General features: G+C 57.6%; 20 protein-coding genes. 1 reads left to right on the top strand and 19 read right to left on the bottom strand.

Features of this window, described 5'->3' with window-relative positions; all coding sequences use genetic code 11:
* Positions 1-37 precede the first annotated feature (37 nt).
* Positions 38-1,105: a uroporphyrinogen decarboxylase gene (hemE, locus tag AACY09_RS07515; RefSeq protein ID WP_339486993.1), complete on the top strand. Its 1,068-nt coding sequence runs from the start codon at positions 38-40 to the stop codon at positions 1,103-1,105.
* A 115-nt stretch (positions 1,106-1,220) separates the two neighbouring features.
* Here hemE and AACY09_RS07510 read toward each other — a convergent pair whose 3' ends face one another.
* From AACY09_RS07510 to AACY09_RS07420, 19 genes are all read right to left on the bottom strand, one after another.
* Complete coding sequence (locus AACY09_RS07510) at positions 1,221-1,568, bottom strand: type II toxin-antitoxin system ChpB family toxin (RefSeq protein ID WP_339486992.1); 348 nt, start codon at positions 1,566-1,568, stop codon at positions 1,221-1,223.
* Positions 1,565-1,819 (bottom strand): AbrB/MazE/SpoVT family DNA-binding domain-containing protein, encoded by a 255-nt coding sequence (locus AACY09_RS07505; RefSeq protein ID WP_339486991.1) that lies wholly within the window; start codon positions 1,817-1,819, stop codon positions 1,565-1,567. The genes AACY09_RS07510 and AACY09_RS07505 overlap by 4 nt, the downstream gene beginning before the upstream one ends.
* 316 nt (positions 1,820-2,135) lie before the next feature.
* Entirely contained in the window at positions 2,136-2,576 is a 441-nt protein-coding gene (locus AACY09_RS07500; RefSeq protein ID WP_339486990.1) for an excinuclease, read from the bottom strand.
* 70 nt (positions 2,577-2,646) lie between these two features.
* Positions 2,647-3,894 (bottom strand): beta-ketoacyl-ACP synthase, encoded by a 1,248-nt coding sequence (locus AACY09_RS07495; protein WP_339486989.1) that lies wholly within the window; start codon positions 3,892-3,894, stop codon positions 2,647-2,649.
* Positions 3,894-4,622 carry a 3-oxoacyl-ACP reductase FabG gene (fabG, locus tag AACY09_RS07490; RefSeq protein WP_339486988.1) on the bottom strand — a complete coding sequence of 243 codons (729 nt, stop codon included), beginning with the start codon at positions 4,620-4,622 and terminating at the stop codon, positions 3,894-3,896. The genes AACY09_RS07495 and fabG overlap by 1 nt, the downstream gene beginning before the upstream one ends.
* Complete coding sequence (locus tag AACY09_RS07485) at positions 4,615-5,082, bottom strand: hotdog family protein (RefSeq protein WP_339486987.1); 468 nt, start codon at positions 5,080-5,082, stop codon at positions 4,615-4,617. The genes fabG and AACY09_RS07485 overlap by 8 nt, the downstream gene beginning before the upstream one ends.
* Complete coding sequence (locus AACY09_RS07480) at positions 5,079-6,278, bottom strand: beta-ketoacyl-[acyl-carrier-protein] synthase family protein (protein ID WP_339486986.1); 1,200 nt, start codon at positions 6,276-6,278, stop codon at positions 5,079-5,081. Before AACY09_RS07480 ends, AACY09_RS07485 begins: the two co-directional genes overlap by 4 nt.
* Positions 6,278-6,778, bottom strand: a complete 501-nt coding sequence (locus tag AACY09_RS07475; RefSeq protein ID WP_339487103.1) for a hypothetical protein — start codon at positions 6,776-6,778, stop codon at positions 6,278-6,280. Before AACY09_RS07475 ends, AACY09_RS07480 begins: the two co-directional genes overlap by 1 nt.
* The gene (locus AACY09_RS07470) at positions 6,778-7,503 is read right to left on the bottom strand and encodes a class I SAM-dependent methyltransferase (RefSeq protein WP_339486985.1); all 726 of its coding nucleotides are present in this window, start codon (positions 7,501-7,503) and stop codon (positions 6,778-6,780) included. Before AACY09_RS07470 ends, AACY09_RS07475 begins: the two co-directional genes overlap by 1 nt.
* Complete coding sequence (locus AACY09_RS07465) at positions 7,500-8,759, bottom strand: NAD(P)/FAD-dependent oxidoreductase (RefSeq protein WP_339487102.1); 1,260 nt, start codon at positions 8,757-8,759, stop codon at positions 7,500-7,502. Before AACY09_RS07465 ends, AACY09_RS07470 begins: the two co-directional genes overlap by 4 nt.
* Complete coding sequence (locus AACY09_RS07460) at positions 8,746-11,106, bottom strand: MMPL family transporter (RefSeq protein WP_339486984.1); 2,361 nt, start codon at positions 11,104-11,106, stop codon at positions 8,746-8,748. The genes AACY09_RS07465 and AACY09_RS07460 overlap by 14 nt, the downstream gene beginning before the upstream one ends.
* Positions 11,096-11,701 carry an outer membrane lipoprotein carrier protein LolA gene (locus tag AACY09_RS07455; RefSeq protein WP_339486983.1) on the bottom strand — a complete coding sequence of 202 codons (606 nt, stop codon included), beginning with the start codon at positions 11,699-11,701 and terminating at the stop codon, positions 11,096-11,098. Before AACY09_RS07455 ends, AACY09_RS07460 begins: the two co-directional genes overlap by 11 nt.
* Entirely contained in the window at positions 11,698-12,123 is a 426-nt protein-coding gene (locus AACY09_RS07450; RefSeq protein ID WP_339486982.1) for an acyl-CoA thioesterase, read from the bottom strand. Before AACY09_RS07450 ends, AACY09_RS07455 begins: the two co-directional genes overlap by 4 nt.
* Positions 12,113-13,657: an HAL/PAL/TAL family ammonia-lyase gene (locus AACY09_RS07445; RefSeq protein ID WP_339486980.1), complete on the bottom strand. Its 1,545-nt coding sequence runs from the start codon at positions 13,655-13,657 to the stop codon at positions 12,113-12,115. Before AACY09_RS07445 ends, AACY09_RS07450 begins: the two co-directional genes overlap by 11 nt.
* On the bottom strand, positions 13,638-14,576 hold the full coding sequence (locus AACY09_RS07440; protein ID WP_339486979.1) for an LpxL/LpxP family acyltransferase: 939 nt from the start codon (positions 14,574-14,576) through the stop codon (positions 13,638-13,640). The genes AACY09_RS07445 and AACY09_RS07440 overlap by 20 nt, the downstream gene beginning before the upstream one ends.
* Positions 14,573-15,307 (bottom strand): glycosyltransferase family 2 protein, encoded by a 735-nt coding sequence (locus AACY09_RS07435; RefSeq protein WP_339486978.1) that lies wholly within the window; start codon positions 15,305-15,307, stop codon positions 14,573-14,575. The genes AACY09_RS07440 and AACY09_RS07435 overlap by 4 nt, the downstream gene beginning before the upstream one ends.
* Positions 15,300-16,964 carry an AMP-binding protein gene (locus AACY09_RS07430; RefSeq protein ID WP_339486977.1) on the bottom strand — a complete coding sequence of 555 codons (1,665 nt, stop codon included), beginning with the start codon at positions 16,962-16,964 and terminating at the stop codon, positions 15,300-15,302. The genes AACY09_RS07435 and AACY09_RS07430 overlap by 8 nt, the downstream gene beginning before the upstream one ends.
* On the bottom strand, positions 16,961-17,506 hold the full coding sequence (locus AACY09_RS07425; RefSeq protein WP_339486976.1) for a COG4648 family protein: 546 nt from the start codon (positions 17,504-17,506) through the stop codon (positions 16,961-16,963). The genes AACY09_RS07430 and AACY09_RS07425 overlap by 4 nt, the downstream gene beginning before the upstream one ends.
* Complete coding sequence (locus tag AACY09_RS07420) at positions 17,503-17,760, bottom strand: acyl carrier protein (RefSeq protein ID WP_339486975.1); 258 nt, start codon at positions 17,758-17,760, stop codon at positions 17,503-17,505. The genes AACY09_RS07425 and AACY09_RS07420 overlap by 4 nt, the downstream gene beginning before the upstream one ends.
* Between the last annotated feature and the right edge of the window lie 2 nt (positions 17,761-17,762).

Here is a 17,762-nt window from a genome sequence, read left to right as displayed (position 1 = left end):
AGCCGAAGAACTCTATGAATTACAGAGAATTGTGAACATGACTGCCCTGAAGAACGATCGTTTCCTGCGTGCCCTGCTTAAGCAGCCTGTTGATGTCACCCCGGTGTGGATGATGCGTCAGGCTGGCCGCTACTTGCCGGAATACCGGGCGAGCCGCGCCAAGGCAGGCGACTTCATGAGCCTGATGATGAACCCTGAGTTTGCCTGTGAAGTCACTATGCAGCCACTGGATCGTTATCCACAGCTCGATGCCGCAATCCTGTTCTCAGACATTCTGACCATCCCCCACGCCATGGGTCAGGGCCTGTATTTTGAAGCGGGCGAAGGTCCTCGCTTCAAGAAAGTCATCAGCTCCGCTGCCGATGTTGACGCGTTGCAGGTGACTGATCCTGAGAAAGACCTCGGTTATGTGATGGACGCTGTGCGCACCATCCGCCGTGAGCTTAATGGCCGCGTGCCGCTGATTGGTTTCTCGGGCAGCCCCTGGACCTTGGCCACATACATGGTTGAAGGCGGCTCGTCGAAAGACTTCCGCAAGTCCAAAGCCATGCTCTATGACAACCCGCAAGCCATGCACAACCTGCTGGATAAGCTGGCGCAGTCGGTCACTGCCTACCTCAATGGCCAGATTCTCGCGGGCGCTCAGGCCGTGCAGATCTTTGATACCTGGGGCGGCAATCTGTCATCGGCGGCGTACCAAGAGTTTTCTCTGGCCTATATGCAAAAGATCGTAAATGGTCTGATCCGTGAGCACGAAGGGCGCAAAGTCCCGGTGATCTTGTTCACCAAGAACGGTGGCCTGTGGCTGGAATCAATGGCTGCAACGGGCGCTGATGCGTTGGGCCTGGATTGGAGCTGCGATATTGGTGAGGCGCGCAAGCGCGTGGGCAATCAGGTAGCCCTGCAGGGCAATATGGACCCGACCGTGCTGTACGCCAAGCCAGAGGCGATTCGCAAAGAAGTCGCGCGGATTCTTGCCAGCTATGGCAACGGCACCGGACAGGTGTTTAACCTGGGCCACGGCATCACCCCAGAAGTTGACCCAGCTCACGCTGGCGCCTTCCTCGAAGCGGTGCACGAGTTGTCGGCGCAGTACCACCAATAACCCTGTCGCTGCGCGGCGATTGAACCGCGCAGCCAACGGGTTTGGCTAGAGCCTAGGTTGCAACGCCGAATGGCGTTGCAGGCTCAGCTGATGTGGTTAAGTTTGCCGAACACTGTTATTCGAACAGTGCTTGGACACGAGCCAACACGTCATCAATTATCACATCAGGCGCCGACTCAATGCGCTTGGCCCCACGGGCCTCCAAGTCTACAGTGCGAAGCTGGTTACACAGAACCACGCCCTGTGTCTCAGTGCCAGAGCCACTCAGCGGTACAGCGAAGCCAGCATACCGGGCAAAGTCACCACCTTGGGTAATGGGGGCAATGACAGCCAGCCCTGATGCGTTATACGCCGCCGGCGTAAGCACCAGCGCCGGGCGGAAATCGCCCTGCTGCTCGCGGCCAGCAGTGGGGTTCAGGTTGAGGCGCACAATATCAGCCCGATTAACGTTGGCTCGCTTCACACTTCACGTCCGGCTGGCTGCATGGCGTTCCACTCGGATAGCTCTTCGGGTTCGGGTGCATTCAAATCACATTCGGCCATTAAATCAGCTAGCCGATAGTGCAGTTTGGCCTTAGCAGGTTTAAGCGTCATCACATCGCCAGATGTATCAAGAATGAGTACATCACCGCTGGCAAGACTCATTTGCTTGAGCACGGTTGCCGGGAGCCGAATCGCCGCACTGTTGCCCCATTGCTGAATTTTAACTTCCATCTGATTACCTCATTAAGTAGATACATTGTAGAAACCAACGGAGGAAATGCAAGCGAAATGTCTCTACATAGTATCTACAGTGTAAGGAGCTAGGGCGAGGCAGGCTCAGCCTGCATGAGCAGACGCCTCACGTATAGGGAGTGCAATCACGTTATTTGCACCAGCAGGGTGTATGCGCGTGCTGGAGAAATCTACTTGTTGACGGCTATTCGACTAGCAGGGTTGACGTTCAGAGTGGCGATTACCGGCAAACCCTGAACCGCTCTTACTCGTGATGAGCTCAGTTCAGGGCTTAAAGACTTAAATACCGCTATTGTCATTTAACCTTGGCGAGCTTGCCCTTAAGTGCGACACCCGCTACGAAAGCGCCGGCATGACATTCATAGTTTTTGCTGTCGCGCATCTCGTTGCGTTTGTAGAAGCTGCTGATATCCACCACGGCATTAGCCCCGGCTTGCTTGGCTGATTCTTGCAGTTCAATCAGGGCAGACTTCAACACCCATGAGCAGGCTTCTTGGTCAGACTTGTTGAAGGCGTTGGTTTTTTTGTTGGTGACCACTTCAGTTAGCGGGCTGGATTTACCCGGTACCTTTTCCCCTGCCAAATAGAATTTGACGCTGCCATCCAGACGGCCTTCTTCGGTTGCATCGACTACAACGGTGTGAAAATCGAGCATTAACTTGGTATCACGGGCCTGGCTCAGGCCTGGAACGGCGGCCAGAATAGCCAGAACAAAACTCCAGTGTTTAAGCTGCATTATTGTTATCTCCTTGGTGGTTGTGTTCAGCCTTTTCTATGGCTGTTTTAGTTGTAGAACGGGTAATGCGTTATTGCTCGTTCTGCTCCCAGCGCTTAAAAATCAGCGAGGTATTGACCCCGCCAAAGGCGAAGTTGTTATTCATCACATGGTCATTATTCATCTGCCGAAACGTCCCGCGCAGATAGTCGAGCTGGCCGCACCGTGAATCGACTTGATCGAGATTAAGGGTTGGGACGTACTGGCCACGATTCATCATTTCGATACTGAACCAAGACTCTAATGCGCCGCATGCACCCAAGGTATGGCCGAAAAAGCTCTTCTGCGAGCTGATCGGCATCTGCTCGCCAAACAGGCTGCTGGTGGCCAAGGTTTCCGCGATGTCGCCTTGCTCGGTGGCAGTGCCGTGACCGTTCACGTAGCCAATTGCGTGGGGCTTAAGCTCGGCATCGTCCAAGGCGAGTTGCATGGCTTGGCGCATGGTTGTCTGTTCCGGCTTGGTGATGTGCAGGCCGTCGGCATTACAACCGAAACCGACTATCTCGGCGTGGATGCGCGCGCCACGGGCGAGGGCGTGCTCGAGCTCTTCGAGGACCAATATTCCGGCACCTTCACCGATAACCAAGCCATCGCGTGAGCTGTCATATGGCCGCGGTGAGCTTTGCGGCGCGTCGTTTTGCAGGCTGGTGGCATAGAGTGCATCAAAGACCATGGCTTCAGTCGGGCAAAGCTCTTCGGCGCCGCCTGCAAGCATCATTGGCAGGCGTCCAAACTTGATCGCCTCGTAGGCGTAGCCGATGCCTTGACTGCCGCTGGTGCAGGCGCTTGAAGTCGGTATCAGGCGGCCTTTGAGGCCGAAGAAAATGCTGATATTGGCCGCCGTGGTATGGGGCATCATGCGGATATAGGAGTTGGCATTGAGGCCATCGGCCACCGAGTTCAGCAGCATATTACCGAAGGCTTTGATTTCTTCGGTACTGCCGGTGGAGGAGCCGCAGGCAACGCCCATGCGCCCGTCCTGAATGCTCGGGTCGCCCAACAGATTTGCATCCGCCAGCGCACGCTCAGCCGCATAGACGGCCAGTTTGGATACGCGGCCCATGCTGCGTAATTGCTTGCGTGTCCAATGTTTTGGCGTAGTGAAGCCATCAATCGGGCCCCCGAGACGGGTGTTCAGTTCGGTGTAACGATCCCATTCATCCATGCGCCTAATGCCGCTGCGGTTGGCGCGAAAGTTGGCTTCGATGCTGGCCCAGTCATCACCGAGCGAGGTGATGCCAGCCATGCCGGTAACCACTACGCGTTTGCAGGTTGTCATCAGCACAAGCCTCCGTTGACCGCGAGGACTTGGCGGGTGATGTAGCCAGCCTCATCTGACATCAAAAAGTTCACCGCGCCCGCCACCTCCTCTGGTGTGCCAAGGCGTTGGGCGGGGATCATCTTCAGCAATTCATCTACCGGAACATGCTCATCGAGCATGTCGGTGTCGATAAGTCCAGGCGCCACGCAGTTGACTGTAATTTTGCGTTTGCCCAGTTCAATGGCCAGCGCTTTAGCCGCGCCAATAACCCCGGCTTTGGAGGCACTGTAATTGACCTGCCCGCGGTTACCGATTAGCCCGGAAACCGACGTGATGCACACGATTCGGCCCGGCTTGCGGCGGCGAATCATCGGCATGGTCAGTGGATGGAGGACGTTGTAAAAGCCATCGAGGTTGGTGCGTAGCACTTGGTCCCAGTCATCTTCGCTGAGGGCTGGGAAGGCGCCGTCACGGGTCAGGCCCGCATTGCAGACCACGCCGTAATAGGCCCCATACTGTTCAATATCGGCTTCCAGCTGCTCGCGGCAGGCGCCGCGGTCGGCAACGTCAAACTGCAGAATACGGGCGCTCTGCCCCAGGGCAATAATCTCGGCTTGTACAGCTTGCGCATCCTCATACCGATTGCGGCAATGCAGGACCAAATCATGGCCAGCGCGGGCCAGGCGCAAGGCAATGGCCCGGCCAATACCGCGACTGGAGCCGGTTACCAATATAGGGTCAGACATGCTGTTGGGCCTCGCCGGATTCTTGTAAAAACTGGTTCACGTTGGGTGGCTGGAACACATTGAGCCGCGCCGTGGCATAAATACCCGGGCCCCTGAGGTGGCACTCGAAAACAGCCATGCCGTTGTCATCTTGCAGTGAGCGCGTGGCTGTTATCTGCAACGCGGTGCCCAAGGGGAAGGACTCGACATCGCATTCGAATTTGCGGGTGCCGAGCAGAAAACCCAGGGCTACAGGTTTGCCTGCTGCGCGTGCATGGCAACCGGCAAAAGCCGCGATGCTCTGCGCCATCAGCTCTACCCCAAGCCAAGCGGGATAGCTGCCATCCGCTTGATTGAACAAGCCGCCGGCTTTGACCAGTACGCGGGTTTCGATTTCCTCGGAGCCATAGCTGATGACCTCATCAAGTAAAACCATATCGCCCGAGTGAGGGACCAACTCGGCCATGGAAAAAAGACTCATGGCGTCACTCCAAAGATCAGACTGAGGTTGCTGCCGCCAAAGGCAAATGAGTTGCTCATGGCATAGCGCGGAGCAGTGCTGAAGCCGCTGCCCAATACCGCCAGATTCAGGGCTGGCAATTGCGGGTCACGTTCGCCGTCCCAGATGTGCGGTGGCGCCCATTTAGCGGGATTGTGCTCGCCCAGGGTCAGCCAGCAAAAAGCCGCTTCCAATGCACCTGCCGCGCCGAGCGTATGGCCGCTCAGGGCTTTGCTCGATGAGCAACAAACACCCTCGGGGAATACTGCCTGCACCGCGAGCGACTCCATGGCGTCGTTATGTTGCGTCGCCGTGCCGTGCAGGTTGAGATAATCAATCTGGCGGGCGTCGAGATTGGCGGCGTCGAGCGCTTTGCGCATGGCTTGCTGCGCACCCAAGCCGTTGGGCTCTGGGGCGGAAATATGATGGGCATCCGAGGTTGCGCCGCCACCGATCAGGGCGACCGACTCGATTCCATCGGGGTTCGGGTGGCGGGACATCAGAAACAGCGCTGCGCCCTCACCAATATTGATGCCCCGGCGGTTGCGCGAAAAGGGCTGGCAGCGTTCTTCGCTCACCGCCTCCAGTGAGCTGAAGCCATTGAGCGTCAGCCCGCACAGACTGTCGGCTCCGCCACACAGCACCACATCACAAACATCCTGCTCAAGCAATCGGTGGGCGCTTAGCAGCGCCCGTGCGCTTGAAGTGCAGGCCGTCGAGATGCAATAAGCCGGGCCGCTCAGGCCTAGCCAGTCGCTGAGGAAGGTTGCCGGTGCAGCGATTTCTTGCTGGGCGTATGAATAGTGTGCCGGTAAAACGCCGTTGGCATCATGCAGGGCAATGCTTTGGGTCGCCTCATCGATTCCCGATGTACTGGTGCCGATTACCACTGCCACACGGTGGCTGCCAAAATGCTCAATGGCTTGACGGATCTGTGGCTCGATTTGCCGTGCCGCCGCCAGCAACAACTGGTTATTGCGGCTCTGCGCCGTCTCCATGCCTGCGGGCATCTCCGGCAGGGGGCTGTCGACTGAGCCAAGTGTCAGCTCGCGTCCAGTGCCCCAGCCTGCTTGCTTGCGCATGCCAGAGGTATCGCCACTGAACAGGGCCTTTGCGACAGCCTGGGTTGTGCTTCCGAGTGCGCAAATCACGCCGAGATGATGTAGGTAACTGGGCATTATGGTTTCTCGTCCGAAACGATCTGAGTAACGTGATAACGCACGTGGCCACTCGCCTCAAGGGTGAAGTCAAGGGGGGCACTGTAGCTAATCCGCCAATCGGGGTTCAGTGCGCGCTGCCTTTCGTTAATGATGGTCCAGCTCCCGGCAGGGTAGTGTTGCGCAATGCTGGTGGCACTGCTGAGGGCAAACAACACGGCGGCAAACAATTCGCGAGCTTCAGGATTTGGGGGCAACAGTCCTTCGTTATACCAGCTGCCAGCGACCAATTGCTGGCGCGCCAGCGGGGTACCCATAGGATCAAACAGGGACCAGCGTAACGCGGCACTTTGCGCTTGGATGACCAGCAACCAATCTTGCCCACTGTCGTCAGCTCGACGCTCGATCTGCAAGGTGAGGGGTAATTGGCTTTGCAGATCTGGGGTTGCCTGCGGCACCGGCGTGCGCCCAGCGCAACCGCCCAGCAGCAAAGCCAGGCCGATGATCAAGCTGCGGCTTATCACCGGTGCACCTCTACAGGCTTACGCGCCACGACGTTGACCAAGGTTTCGTCGCGTTCGCCAGTCGGCTTGGGTTTGCGCAGGCGAAGGCGTTCCAACAGGCCAAAATCCTTGGCGCGGCTCCACCACAAATACGGGTATGAGACCTGCGCAGGGCTAAACTCGAAACCTTGCTGATGCAACATCTGCAGGTATTGCTCAGCGGTTTTTTGTACATGCATAGGGTGGCGGAATAACCAACGGATGACCCAGGTATCAATATAGAAACGGGTTGATTCGGCAAACAGCAACAGGCCGCCCGGTTTGAGTACGCGGTAGAACTCGGCCAATGCTTGATCCTGTTCAACCAGGTGATGAAATGTCTGATGGCAAAACAGGATGTCGACGCTGGCATCCGCCAGATTTATGGCCGCGCAATCACTGCTGACCAACTGCACATCTATGCCCGCATTGCTGGCTTCGGTTTGCGAGCATTGCAGGCTCTGCGGATCAGCGTCTAATCCGATCAGTTGGCTCGGGGCAAATGCGTGCTGTAGGAGTTTGAATGACTTGCCTTGCCCACAACCTGCATCCAGCACCACTGGCGCCGCGGGCACGTTTGCGCCCGCCAGTGACTTGAGGTCATTGATCGCCACACGCAACACATGGTGCTGCCAGACATGGCTTTGCAGAAACCAGAAGCCGAACCCGGTTTCCTCGACATAAGTGTTAGCAGCAGGGTTCATAACGGTCCTTGTTCGGTTGGCGAGCAGAGTTGGGCGAGCACCTTCAGGCGTCGCTTTGGCTCGGCAACATAGGGGTTGCTTTGGTCCCAGGCATAGCCCGCGAGAATAGAGCTAATCATCCGGCGGATATGCGGATCGGCATTTTCGAAGAAAATCACATCCTGAAAAGAGCCGTCATACCAACCTTCGACGTATGCGCGAAATGTATCGACCCCCCGTTTCAATGGCTGAGCAAATTGGCTTTGCCAATCGACTGCCTCACCGCTCAATTGGCGATGCAGCACCTCGGCGGCCATGCTGGCTGAACGCATGGCGATGGTCACGCCTGAGGAAAATACCGGGTCGAGAAATTCGGCTGCATTGCCCAGCAACGCGTAACCGGGGCCATGCAGTTGCTTGACGTTTGCCGAGTAGCCGCCCAGTGAGCTGACCGGGGTATCCCAGATCGCATTGGTCAGAATGCTGTTCAGTGAAGGGGCTTGCTGGATCAGTTCACGCAAGCAGACCTCGGGGTCGTGACCTAACCCCTCGAAGCGCTTGGCGTCCGCAACCACGCCAATGGAAGTGCGGCCGTTGCTGAAAGGGATGGTCCAGTACCACACATCACGCAGTTGCGGATGGGTGGTGATAAGGATGCGTTCACGGTTGAAGGCCGGGCTGTCGATATGATCTTCGACATGGGTAAACAGCGCTTTGCGAGCCGGGAAGTCAGACGGCCGTTCAAGGTCGAGCAAGCGCGGGAGCACGCGGCCGTAACCACTGGCGTCGAGCACAAAGCTGCAGTTGATCAAATACTCCTCGCCGTCGTTCACGCGCTTGACGCGTAACTGCGGATGGCTGGCGTTAAAGTCACCCGCCACAACCTGTTGTTCATAACGAATTTCGACGCCTTGGCGCTCGGCTTCGTCTGCGAGGATCTTGTCGAATTTGCCCCGCTCGACTTGAAAGGTCGAACCCTTGCCTGCCGTGAAGCCATCGCGGAAGTCGATGTCGGTAGAACGCTCGCCCCAGGCAAAGGCAGCCCCATGTTTAATCTGGAAACCGGCATTTTCGATAGCATCAAGCATGCCCGCCTCTTCGATAAAGTCGAGGCAGTGCGAGAGCAGGCTTTCGCCAATGGAGAAGCGCGGAAAACGCTGACGTTCAAGCACCAGAACATCATGGCCCTTGCGTTTGAGCAAGGCGCTGGCGATTGCACCTGCCGGGCCTGCGCCAATCACGACGACAGTGCGGGATTCGTTTTCAACGGCCATCATTGGGCGTCCCTGCATGATTGATTTTCCCTGTGCGTGAATTGACTGCTGAAGCGTCAGGACTGGCCCAGGGTGAAAGAATAAAACTCAATAGCAGGCCCAGGCTGACCGTCAGGCCAAAGTTGGCAATTGCCGGGGTGCTGCTGAACATCAGCAGGCCAAATGACAACCAGCTGGTGAGTGCCGACAGCAGGGTGCCAATCAGGCTAACCGCTGCGCCGCCTACTGACTCACGCATCAGAATGGCGTAGTCGATACCGATCGCGGTGATCAGTAACAAGCCGAAAACACTGAACAAGGTCAGTGGTTGACCCAGCCATCCCAAGCAGGCAAGTGCAGTCAGTGCCGCCAGTAGCGGCAAGCTGACCACGCGCAATGCGCCGCGAAGGCCAAAAGGGATGCACAGCAACAGCACAATCGCTGCGCAGGAAATCAGTTTCAGGCTGGCTGCGCTGACTTGAGTCTGCGCGAACACGCTGTTGAGCTCGCCCAGGCGGTCGATTAATTCAACACCTTCGAGGCCTTCGGCAGCGCCTTGCAGCACCGTCGTGCTGGTCTGCCCATCAAGGCTGATCAAACCGCTGACCCCCTGTGCATCGGCGCCCATCCACAAGGGCCGCCAAGGCTCTGCCAGCGGTTCTGCGAGTACGGCATCCAGCGATCGAACCGGCTGCTGCACGAGCGAGTCCACTTCTGCGTCAAGGGCTGCCTGGGGGATGCCAGCGTCGATCAACGGCTGCCAATGCTGCTTCAGCACGTTCAGGGCATTGTGCAATTCACTGCGTTGGGCCTGTGGCAGAACCAGTTGATTGAGTGAGCGGTAACCGCGTAGCGCTTTTTCAGTGACCAGACGGTCGAGGCGCTGGCTCAACGCCGCTTGGCGTTGCAGCAGCTGTTGTTCATTTGCTGCTTTAATCAGGTAAAACTGGCTGGTGGGTTGCTGCCCGGTAAGCTCGGCAATGCGCTGCGCCTGACTTACCAGCTCGGGCTCTTTGCCCAGCCATTGGCGCAGCTCATTCTGCGTGTGAAGCTGGACTATGCCGCCGAGACAAAATAGTGCCAAGCCCAGCATCAATGGCCAGCGAGCACGTTTAAGCATGCGCCCGCGCCAGGTCAGTAAGCGGCTCGCCAGATTGAGCAGGGTGGGCGCAGGTTGCAGATACATGCCGTTAAACCAGGCGGGAAGCAGGCAAACTGAACACAAATACGCGCCAATAAGCCCCGCCGCCGAAAACAGGGCAATTTGGCTCAAGGCGTGAAAGGGGGTGAACGCCAGGGCGATATAGCCCAGCAGGTTGGTGGCCAGACTCAAGCTCAAACCGGGCAGGGTTGCCCGCATCGCGGTCCAGCTTTGCCAGTCTTGCTGCGCCCAGCATTTGCTCAGGTAATGCTGCGGGTAATCAATGGCCACGCCTATCAGGCTGGCACCGAGTATCAGGGTTAGGGCGTTGATCTGACCGAACACCATCACGCAAGCAGCACTGCCCGCCACAAGTGCGACCGCTACTGGCAGCAGGCTCAACAACACGCGTGCGCGGCGATAGGCGAAATACAGCAGGGCGATCAGGGCGATGACGGCGCTGCCGCCAAGCAGGCTGATTTCACGGCTGGCTTGGGTTTGTCCGGCATTGGCGTATAGCACACCACCGCTTGCCAGTAACTGCCCGCCAGCAGCCTTGGCAATGCCACGCGCCTTGGCCACATCCGCCGCCACCAATGCCGGGGCTTGCAGGTCAAATGCGGTGCCATGGCTTTGCGCACGCAGTAGCACCCACGTCATATCTTTCTCGGTAATCAGTAGCGCGCCGCTGCCGAGATCAGCCTGGACCTTGCTGTGTGGATTTAACGTGGTCTGCGCCCGTGCAGTCAGACCCAGCCAATCTTGTTCGATGGGCACCAGTGCGTTATTGCTGAAGGTATCGAACAGCTCTGATACGCGACGTTGGATAAATGCCTGTGGCTGGTTGATCAGCAGTTGCCGGTCGGCAGCAGGAAGCAGTGCCAAGCGCGCCGCCAGAAGCTGTTGACGCAGGCTTGGCAAATCAGTCTGCAAGCTCCACTGCACTTTGGCAAAGTGTTTGCTTGCGCGCAGTTGTTGGCCAATGTGCTCAGCCAACTGAATGGCCTTTGCATGCTCTGGCTGACCGACGAGTAGCAAAAGCTCGCGGTTGAGCGGTTCCTGCATGCGTTTTTCGGCTGCTTGGACTTCCGCGTCAGCCTGACTTTGCGGCAGCAGGGCGAGCAAGTTCGCCGACACAGGGGAACCGTTGCGCCATTGCCAGGCAACCAGGCAAATGAGTGCCACAAGGAGCACGCCAAACAGGCGCGGCAGGTTGCGCTCAGTCAGCAAAGTCGTCTCGCTCGGCCTGTGTCAGTTTGGCTGCGCCTTGGCTGTTTGGCAGTTTCAACAGCGTGCGATCACCTTGAGTTTCAAATAGCTCGATGCGCTGGACTAACTCTCCGCCTTGAATCTCAATGCGGCTGAAAATCTGTTTGAGGATCAATGCGCGCGGCGTCAGTGTCAGCGTCCAGTTATCCTGCACGCCTTGCAGTTGCAGCTGGAAGTCAGTTTCCAGGCCCGAGGTTTCGCCCTGCAACAAGGCCAGAAACAGCCGACTTTGCTGCGCCGCCGCATCATTGCCAGGTTGTGCCACCCAGCCGTCGCGGGTGCGTTTGGCAATGCCAGCACTGTTGATTCGGTAGTCTTGTCTAATCGGACTTTGTAGCTGCCACAACAAACCCTTGTCAGCGGCGAGCACGAACTTGCCGCGACTGGTCAAGGGTTGGGCCATTGCCCGCAGGTGTTTTTCCTGAATAAAGGTGCCACGTATCAGCGCATTTTCAGCCAGTTGGTTGCTCAGCGCTGTCAGGTCAAAGGCACAGGCGATAGGGGTCATCAACAGGCACCACAGCGCAAGGGCCATGCGGCGTAGTGAATGGCTCATGCCAGCACCTGCTCAACAGCGCTAACCAGCGCGCGAGGTGACACCAGTTGCATTTCACGGCTGGCAATTTCCACGGCCACCTGCACGCTGCTGGCGCGGGTCATGCGCTCCCCGGTCGCGGCGTCGCTGATCAGGTAGTGAATCTTCAAGCGGTTTTCCCACTCGATGAGGTCGGCGCGGACAATGAGTTTCTGGCCAAACACGGCACCGCGGATGTAACGCAGTTGCAGATCAATAATCGGCCAGGCAAAACCAGCATCGCGCATCTGTGAGTAGTTATGGCCGATCTTCTCGAGCAGGGCGCAGCGGGCAATTTCGAGGTACTTGACGTAGTGGCCGTGCCAGACCACCTCCATCATGTCGACATCGAAAAAGGGTACGACGACTTCACTTTCAACCTGCAATACACCGCTACTGCGCATAGAGACTCCAGTGTTGCTTACGAATACGCTGCAGGCACAGGCGCAACTCTGCTTCCAGTGCACGATCTTCAATGACAGGTGGGAAATCCTGCGCCATCTGTTCGCGCATTTTCAGCAGTGGTTCAGGCAGTTGTCGAGGGCTGATCTGCAGACGTAGCCAGACGCCCTGATTGGCCGCGAGTAAGGTGGCCGCAGCTACCTGTTCGGTGAGTTCAAGGCTGCGCAAGGCGTCGCGCGCGGCGATGGTCCCCATGCTGACCTTGTCTTGGTTGTGGCACTCGGTGGAGCGCGAAAACACACTGGCTGGCAGGGTGTTCTTCAGCGCTTCTGCGGTCCAGGCGCTGGCGCCGATTTGCACGGCTTTAAAACCATGGTTAATCATCGCGCTGCTGGCTGGGGCTCCGGACAAGTTACTCGGCAGGCCGTGGTTGTAGCGTACGTCCACCAGCAAGGCGAGTTGACGATCGAGTAAGTCCGCGACGTTGCCCACCAGGTTTTTCAGGCTGTCCATGGCAAAGGCAATGTGCCCGCCGTAGAAGTGCCCACCGTGCATTACACGCTCGGTTTCGCCATCGATTAGCGGGTTGTCATTGGCACTGTTGAGTTCGGTTTCGATAAATTGCCGCAACAAGCCCATGCTGTCCGCCATGACGCCCAGTACGTGTGGTGCGCAGCGCAGCGAATAGCGATCCTGCAAGCGGTGCAGGGCGGCAGTGGGCCCGGTGATCGCCAGGTCTTCGCGCAACCAGGCGGCGACCTGCATCTGCCCAGGGTGCGGCTTGGCAGCAAACAGGCGCTGGTCAAAGTGTTCTGGATTGCCTTCCAGGGCGATCACATTTAACGCAGTGATGCGCGTGGCCAGTTGCAGTAAATAGTCAGCCCGCGAATAGGCCAGGCAGGCGAGAGCGGTCATCACCGCTGTGCCATTCATCAACGCCAATGCTTCTTTCGGACGCAAGGTCAGAGGCGTCCAGCCCAGTTCGTCATGCACATCCCGTGCGCTGCGTTGCTGGCCTTGATAGAGCACTTCACGCTCACCGCTCAGGGTCGCTGCCACATAAGACAGCGGGGTTAGATCGCCACTGGCGCCGACTGAACCTTCTTCTGGAATCAACGGCAGGATGTCGTGTTCGAGAAATGCCTGCAAACGTTCAAGTAATTCGATGCGCACCCCGGAAACGCCAAAGCACAGCGATTGCAGACGCGCCGCCAGCACTGCCCGGGTTGCCTCGGGCTCCAGCAGTTTGCCCAGGCCACAGCCATGAAAGGTGTACAGATGGCGCGGCAAGGCTTCAACTTGATGCAGCGGCACTGCGACCACACAGGAGTCGCCATAGCCGGTGGTCACGCCGTAAATCACACCTTCTTTATCCAGCAGGGTGTCGAGGAATCGTGCCCCTTTGGCGATTTTTTCCCGGTAATCGGTGTCGTTCTGCAAATGAGCTTTGGCGCGTTGTTGCGACAGCGCGACAAGGTGCTCAATCGACAGGTGAGTTTCGCCAAAAATAACCGGCTCAGGCTGATGTGTCGTCATCGGTATTCCAAAACGGATAAAAGTTGAACCACTGGTCGGGAGCATCCAGACAGCGCTGGGCCAAACGGTCGGCGAAGCGTTGCGTCCATTCGCTGATTACCTGCTCACGGTTGCTACGCTTCCATTCCACACCGGCGGCAAAAGGCTCAAGCAGGATCTGATAGTGGCCGGCTATTTTCACGCAACTCATAAAATTAACCGGGCACTTGAGCAGGCCCGCCAGTAACCAAGGGCCTTGGGGGAATGCTGCCGGCTTGCCGAGAAACTCGACGTTGACCTGGCGCCCGCCGTGCAACGCGATACGGTCGCCTGCTATCGCCAGCCATTCGCCGCGTTCCAGGCGTTCTGACAATTGCAGCATCACGGCCGGGTTTAGCTCGCTGACTTGGATCAGGCGCATTTTGCTGGCGCCGGCCTCACCGAGTATCTGATTGAATTGCTCAGCGTGTTTGGTGTGGACCAAGACATTCATGCTGACCTCATCGCCCATTTCGGCCAGCGCGCGGCACACCTCAAGGTTGCCCAAATGGGCACCGACAAGCATTTGGCCGCGCTTGCCCTGCATTTGCAGGCGCAGGTTCTGAGGGTCGATCAGCGTGACATCTTTGGCGGTTAATTGGCCGCGCCAGATGTCCAGTTTGTCGAGCAAGGCATCGGCGAAGGCCATGAACTGGGCAAACACCGAGCGTTGCGTCGGCGCGGCGGTTTTGCAGCTCCACCGCATCAAGTTCTGTTGGTACTCAGTGATGCTGCGCCGCGCCTTGGTGCCGAACACAAAGAAATACAGGACAATCAGGTAGAGCAACGGGCTGACCAGACGGCGGCCGAGAATGCGCGCGGCAGATACGGTGAATTTCATCAGCAGCAGACTCCCGCGCTCCTGCTGGGCTGCCCAGTGCTGGTGCTTATCGGTAGTCATCGACGCCACCTGCGCCAGATAATCATCGGCGCCCGCAGCAACATGCCAAAAAACAACTTGGCGTGCATTTTTGAGATCAGCAGATTGTCATACACCAGTCGAAAATGCGAAACACCATCCAAGGGGTAGTGCACGTGGGTGGGCAGCCACTGTATCGGTTGGTTCTGCCACGCCATACGCACCAGAATTTCTGAGTCGAAATCCATGCGTCTGCCCAGTTTTACCCGGTTGATTAGCGCCACAGTGCTGGCCAGCGGGTAAACCCTGAAGCCGCACATGGAATCGCGGATCTGCAACGACAGGCTATTGATCCATACCCAAATATGGGTCAGGTAGCGCGCCAACAAACGCACTTTGGGCACGCTTTCGTCGTATTCGGGGTAGCCGCAGATAACTGCATCAGGATACAGGCGCGAACAGGCGAGAAATGCGCTCAGATCATCGAGGTTGTGTTGACCGTCTGCGTCAACTTGCAGGGCGTGGGTGAATCCAAGCATTTGGGCTTCACGCAGGCCCGCCATGACCGCACCGCCTTTACCCTGATTCTGCAGCAGGTGCACGGCGTAGCAATCGGTCTGCGCGGCGAGCTTTTCGATCACGGCGGTGCACGCGAGGCTGGATCCGTCGTTGATCAGAATACACGGCAGTTCGGCCGAGCGTAATGCCGCAACCACATGGACCAAGGCCTGCTCGTGATTGAACACGGGGACGACGGCGCAGGGATTATGCATGGTCAGCCAGTAAGATACGGCCGGACGAGCACGGCGCATTGTTATGGCTGAAGACAAAGTACAGCTTGCTGCGGTTTATATCGAAACGCAGTGTTAGCTGGATGGCGTCGCCGGGACGCATCAGTTGCTGAAACTTCAGGACTTCCATCCCGACGAAACGTGCCGGTAGAGCGGTGAACAGTTGCCGGGCCGACAGCATCACCCAGTCAATTTGGACCACGCCAGGTACCACCGGGGTTGTGCTGAAGTGGCCGCTGAAATGGGCAAGGTCAATGGGGACGCGCAGTTCTAGCATGTACTCACCGGCGCTCTCAGTGACGGTGTCCGCGGTGATCTGCTTTGGCCTTGGTGCGTCTAGAAGCTGCTCAACATGTGACTGCGCAAGTTTGCCTTGGTTGTTATAAGGCAGCTCAGTCGCCAGGCGCCATCTTCGAGGCAGGGCAATCGGCTCGACATGCTCGCTGAGGTGGTTGCGCAGGGCTTGGGTGACCGCGCGCCGTCCACTGTTGCGCAATGCATGCAGGCCGGCGGGGCTAAGTGCAATCAGCGCACCGAGGAACGCTCGACCTTTATGCAGCATGCCCACCCGTGAGTCGCTGACCCAGGCGTGACTGTTGAGTGCGTGTTCAAGCATGGGCAGTGATATGCGCTTCTCTTCGAGCTTGATGATGCGATCGAGTCGTGCGCGGAGCAAAAAGCGGCCATCGTCTGTAATCTCCGCTGCATCGGCGGTTTCTTCGCGCTGGCCTGCAGGCAGATAGGGCGATGTCAGCGTGAGCGCACCCTCAGCGCTCAGGCCAACCTCTACACCCGCAAAGGGCTGCCAATGTTCGCCGCCCTGGCGCCAAGCGATGCCGCCGGTTTCAGAGCTGCCGTAAATTTCACATGGAAATTGGTGCAAGCGTGTCAGCAGGCTTTGCGCAGCCTCGGAGGGCAGTGCGCCGCCGGATGAGAACACCTTACGCACGCGGCGCAAGGCCTGCCAGTCGAGGTTATCGCTCATACGTTTAAGCAAGGCTGGGCTGGCGACCCAGATGAAGTCGGGGTGGGCGAGGCTCGCGCACTGTATGTCTTCACTGAAGGGTTGGGCGCGGCGCAGAAATGTCCGGCCAGCACAGAGTGGCCACAACACCCGAAAAAGCAGCCCATAGATGTGTTGGGCAGAGACACTGGCGACCACCACTGCACTGCCCATCGCGTCTCCCCACAGCTGCTCCAGCGCGGTGACTTCATTGGCCAGTTGCTGCAGGTTTTTTTCGATCAACTTGGGCTCGCCACTTGAGCCGGATGTGCACAGCGTCAGGCAGCAAGCGGTACTGTCTAAACAGATGGCATTGGCCGGCGTGGAATCCTGTGTATCAGGCAAGGCATCGAGCCACAGGTCAACCTGCGCCGCGAGCTTTAAGCGGGTTTGCTGTTGGCCGTCGGCAGGGAGTAACACCTTGACGCCCGCCTGCCACGCTGCAAACAGGGCAATCGCCAAGTCAGCGGCGTCGTCGAGATAGATCGCGATGCGCTGAATTTGCTGGTCGTTAAAGTAGCCTGCCAACGACAGTGTCCGCTGGCAAAATTGCGCGTGGTTAAGCGCCGGTTCAAGGCTGATGTTGCGCTGGGCTTGCGGCTCCAGCAGCAATGCCTCAAGGGAAATCCATTTCATGCGAATCTTCTTACACGTTGGCGAACTAGCCATTCAGCAGCGAACAGCAGCCCCATCAATAAATAGGAAATCAAGCCGTTGTACATCGTCCACCATGACAGCGGGGCCCATAATGTAAGGGTTGTCGCGATTAAGCCGTTACAGAAAAAGAACAGCGCCCACACTTGGGTGACTTTGCGTGTATAGCGTATGGCAATAGCCGGTAACTCAGGCTCACGCAAACGCGCCAGGCGTTCAATCAGTGGTGGCCCGAATTTAAGACTCAGCACAAACATGATGAGCAACATGCTGCTTAATAGCACGGGATACCAACGCAACAACCCGGGTTCACCTGCGACGCCGAGCAGCGCACAAAACACCAGCGCGGCCAGCGCCATCCAGCGGCCGCCCGGACGCTTTTCACCGAGCAGCAGTCGGGCAAGCCATAAACCGCCGAGAAGCGCTGCAAATAGCCGGGGCGATAAATGCTCAATACCGAAATACACCGCAAACGGATATGCCAGTCCGGCAACCAATAAAACCAGACCTAGCAGGCGGCTCATACAGGTTCTGGGTTGACCAGCTTGAAAACGGCCTCGACCACGTCACCTACAGTGCGCACTGATTTGAACTCATCGGCGGCGATTTTTTTGCCGGTTTTACGTTTGATGTGATCAATCAAGTCGACCGCATCAATGCTGTCGATTTCCAGATCTTGGTAGAGGTTGGCGTTAAGGCTGATGTCCGCGGCGTCAAGTTCGAACAATTCGACGAGGGAGTCGCGCAGTGTATTAAATATTTCATCACGATTTTGCATGC

It is taken from the genome of Pseudomonas sp. EL_65y_Pfl2_R95, assembly GCF_963971045.1.
Lineage (GTDB): Bacteria > Pseudomonadota > Gammaproteobacteria > Pseudomonadales > Pseudomonadaceae > Aquipseudomonas.
The sequence above is the reverse complement of the archived record's forward strand: the minus strand, read 5'-3'. Positions and strand labels throughout refer to the sequence as shown.

Coding starts and splice junctions, on each gene's coding strand:
- hemE (WP_339486993.1), top strand. CDS start 38: ATGACTGCCCTGAAGAACGATCGTTTCCTGCGTGCCCTGCTTAAGCAG.
- AACY09_RS07505 (WP_339486991.1), bottom strand. CDS start 1,819: ATGGAAGTTAAAATTCAGCAATGGGGCAACAGTGCGGCGATTCGGCTC.
- AACY09_RS07500 (WP_339486990.1), bottom strand. CDS start 2,576: ATGCAGCTTAAACACTGGAGTTTTGTTCTGGCTATTCTGGCCGCCGTT.
- AACY09_RS07495 (WP_339486989.1), bottom strand. CDS start 3,894: ATGACAACCTGCAAACGCGTAGTGGTTACCGGCATGGCTGGCATCACC.
- fabG (WP_339486988.1), bottom strand. CDS start 4,622: ATGTCTGACCCTATATTGGTAACCGGCTCCAGTCGCGGTATTGGCCGG.
- AACY09_RS07485 (WP_339486987.1), bottom strand. CDS start 5,082: ATGAGTCTTTTTTCCATGGCCGAGTTGGTCCCTCACTCGGGCGATATG.
- AACY09_RS07480 (WP_339486986.1), bottom strand. CDS start 6,278: ATGCCCAGTTACCTACATCATCTCGGCGTGATTTGCGCACTCGGAAGC.
- AACY09_RS07470 (WP_339486985.1), bottom strand. CDS start 7,503: ATGAACCCTGCTGCTAACACTTATGTCGAGGAAACCGGGTTCGGCTTC.
- AACY09_RS07465 (WP_339487102.1), bottom strand. CDS start 8,759: ATGATGGCCGTTGAAAACGAATCCCGCACTGTCGTCGTGATTGGCGCA.
- AACY09_RS07455 (WP_339486983.1), bottom strand. CDS start 11,701: ATGAGCCATTCACTACGCCGCATGGCCCTTGCGCTGTGGTGCCTGTTG.
- AACY09_RS07450 (WP_339486982.1), bottom strand. CDS start 12,123: ATGCGCAGTAGCGGTGTATTGCAGGTTGAAAGTGAAGTCGTCGTACCC.
- AACY09_RS07445 (WP_339486980.1), bottom strand. CDS start 13,657: ATGACGACACATCAGCCTGAGCCGGTTATTTTTGGCGAAACTCACCTG.
- AACY09_RS07440 (WP_339486979.1), bottom strand. CDS start 14,576: ATGACTACCGATAAGCACCAGCACTGGGCAGCCCAGCAGGAGCGCGGG.
- AACY09_RS07435 (WP_339486978.1), bottom strand. CDS start 15,307: ATGCATAATCCCTGCGCCGTCGTCCCCGTGTTCAATCACGAGCAGGCC.
- AACY09_RS07430 (WP_339486977.1), bottom strand. CDS start 16,964: ATGAAATGGATTTCCCTTGAGGCATTGCTGCTGGAGCCGCAAGCCCAG.
- AACY09_RS07425 (WP_339486976.1), bottom strand. CDS start 17,506: ATGAGCCGCCTGCTAGGTCTGGTTTTATTGGTTGCCGGACTGGCATAT.
- AACY09_RS07420 (WP_339486975.1), bottom strand. CDS start 17,760: ATGCAAAATCGTGATGAAATATTTAATACACTGCGCGACTCCCTCGTC.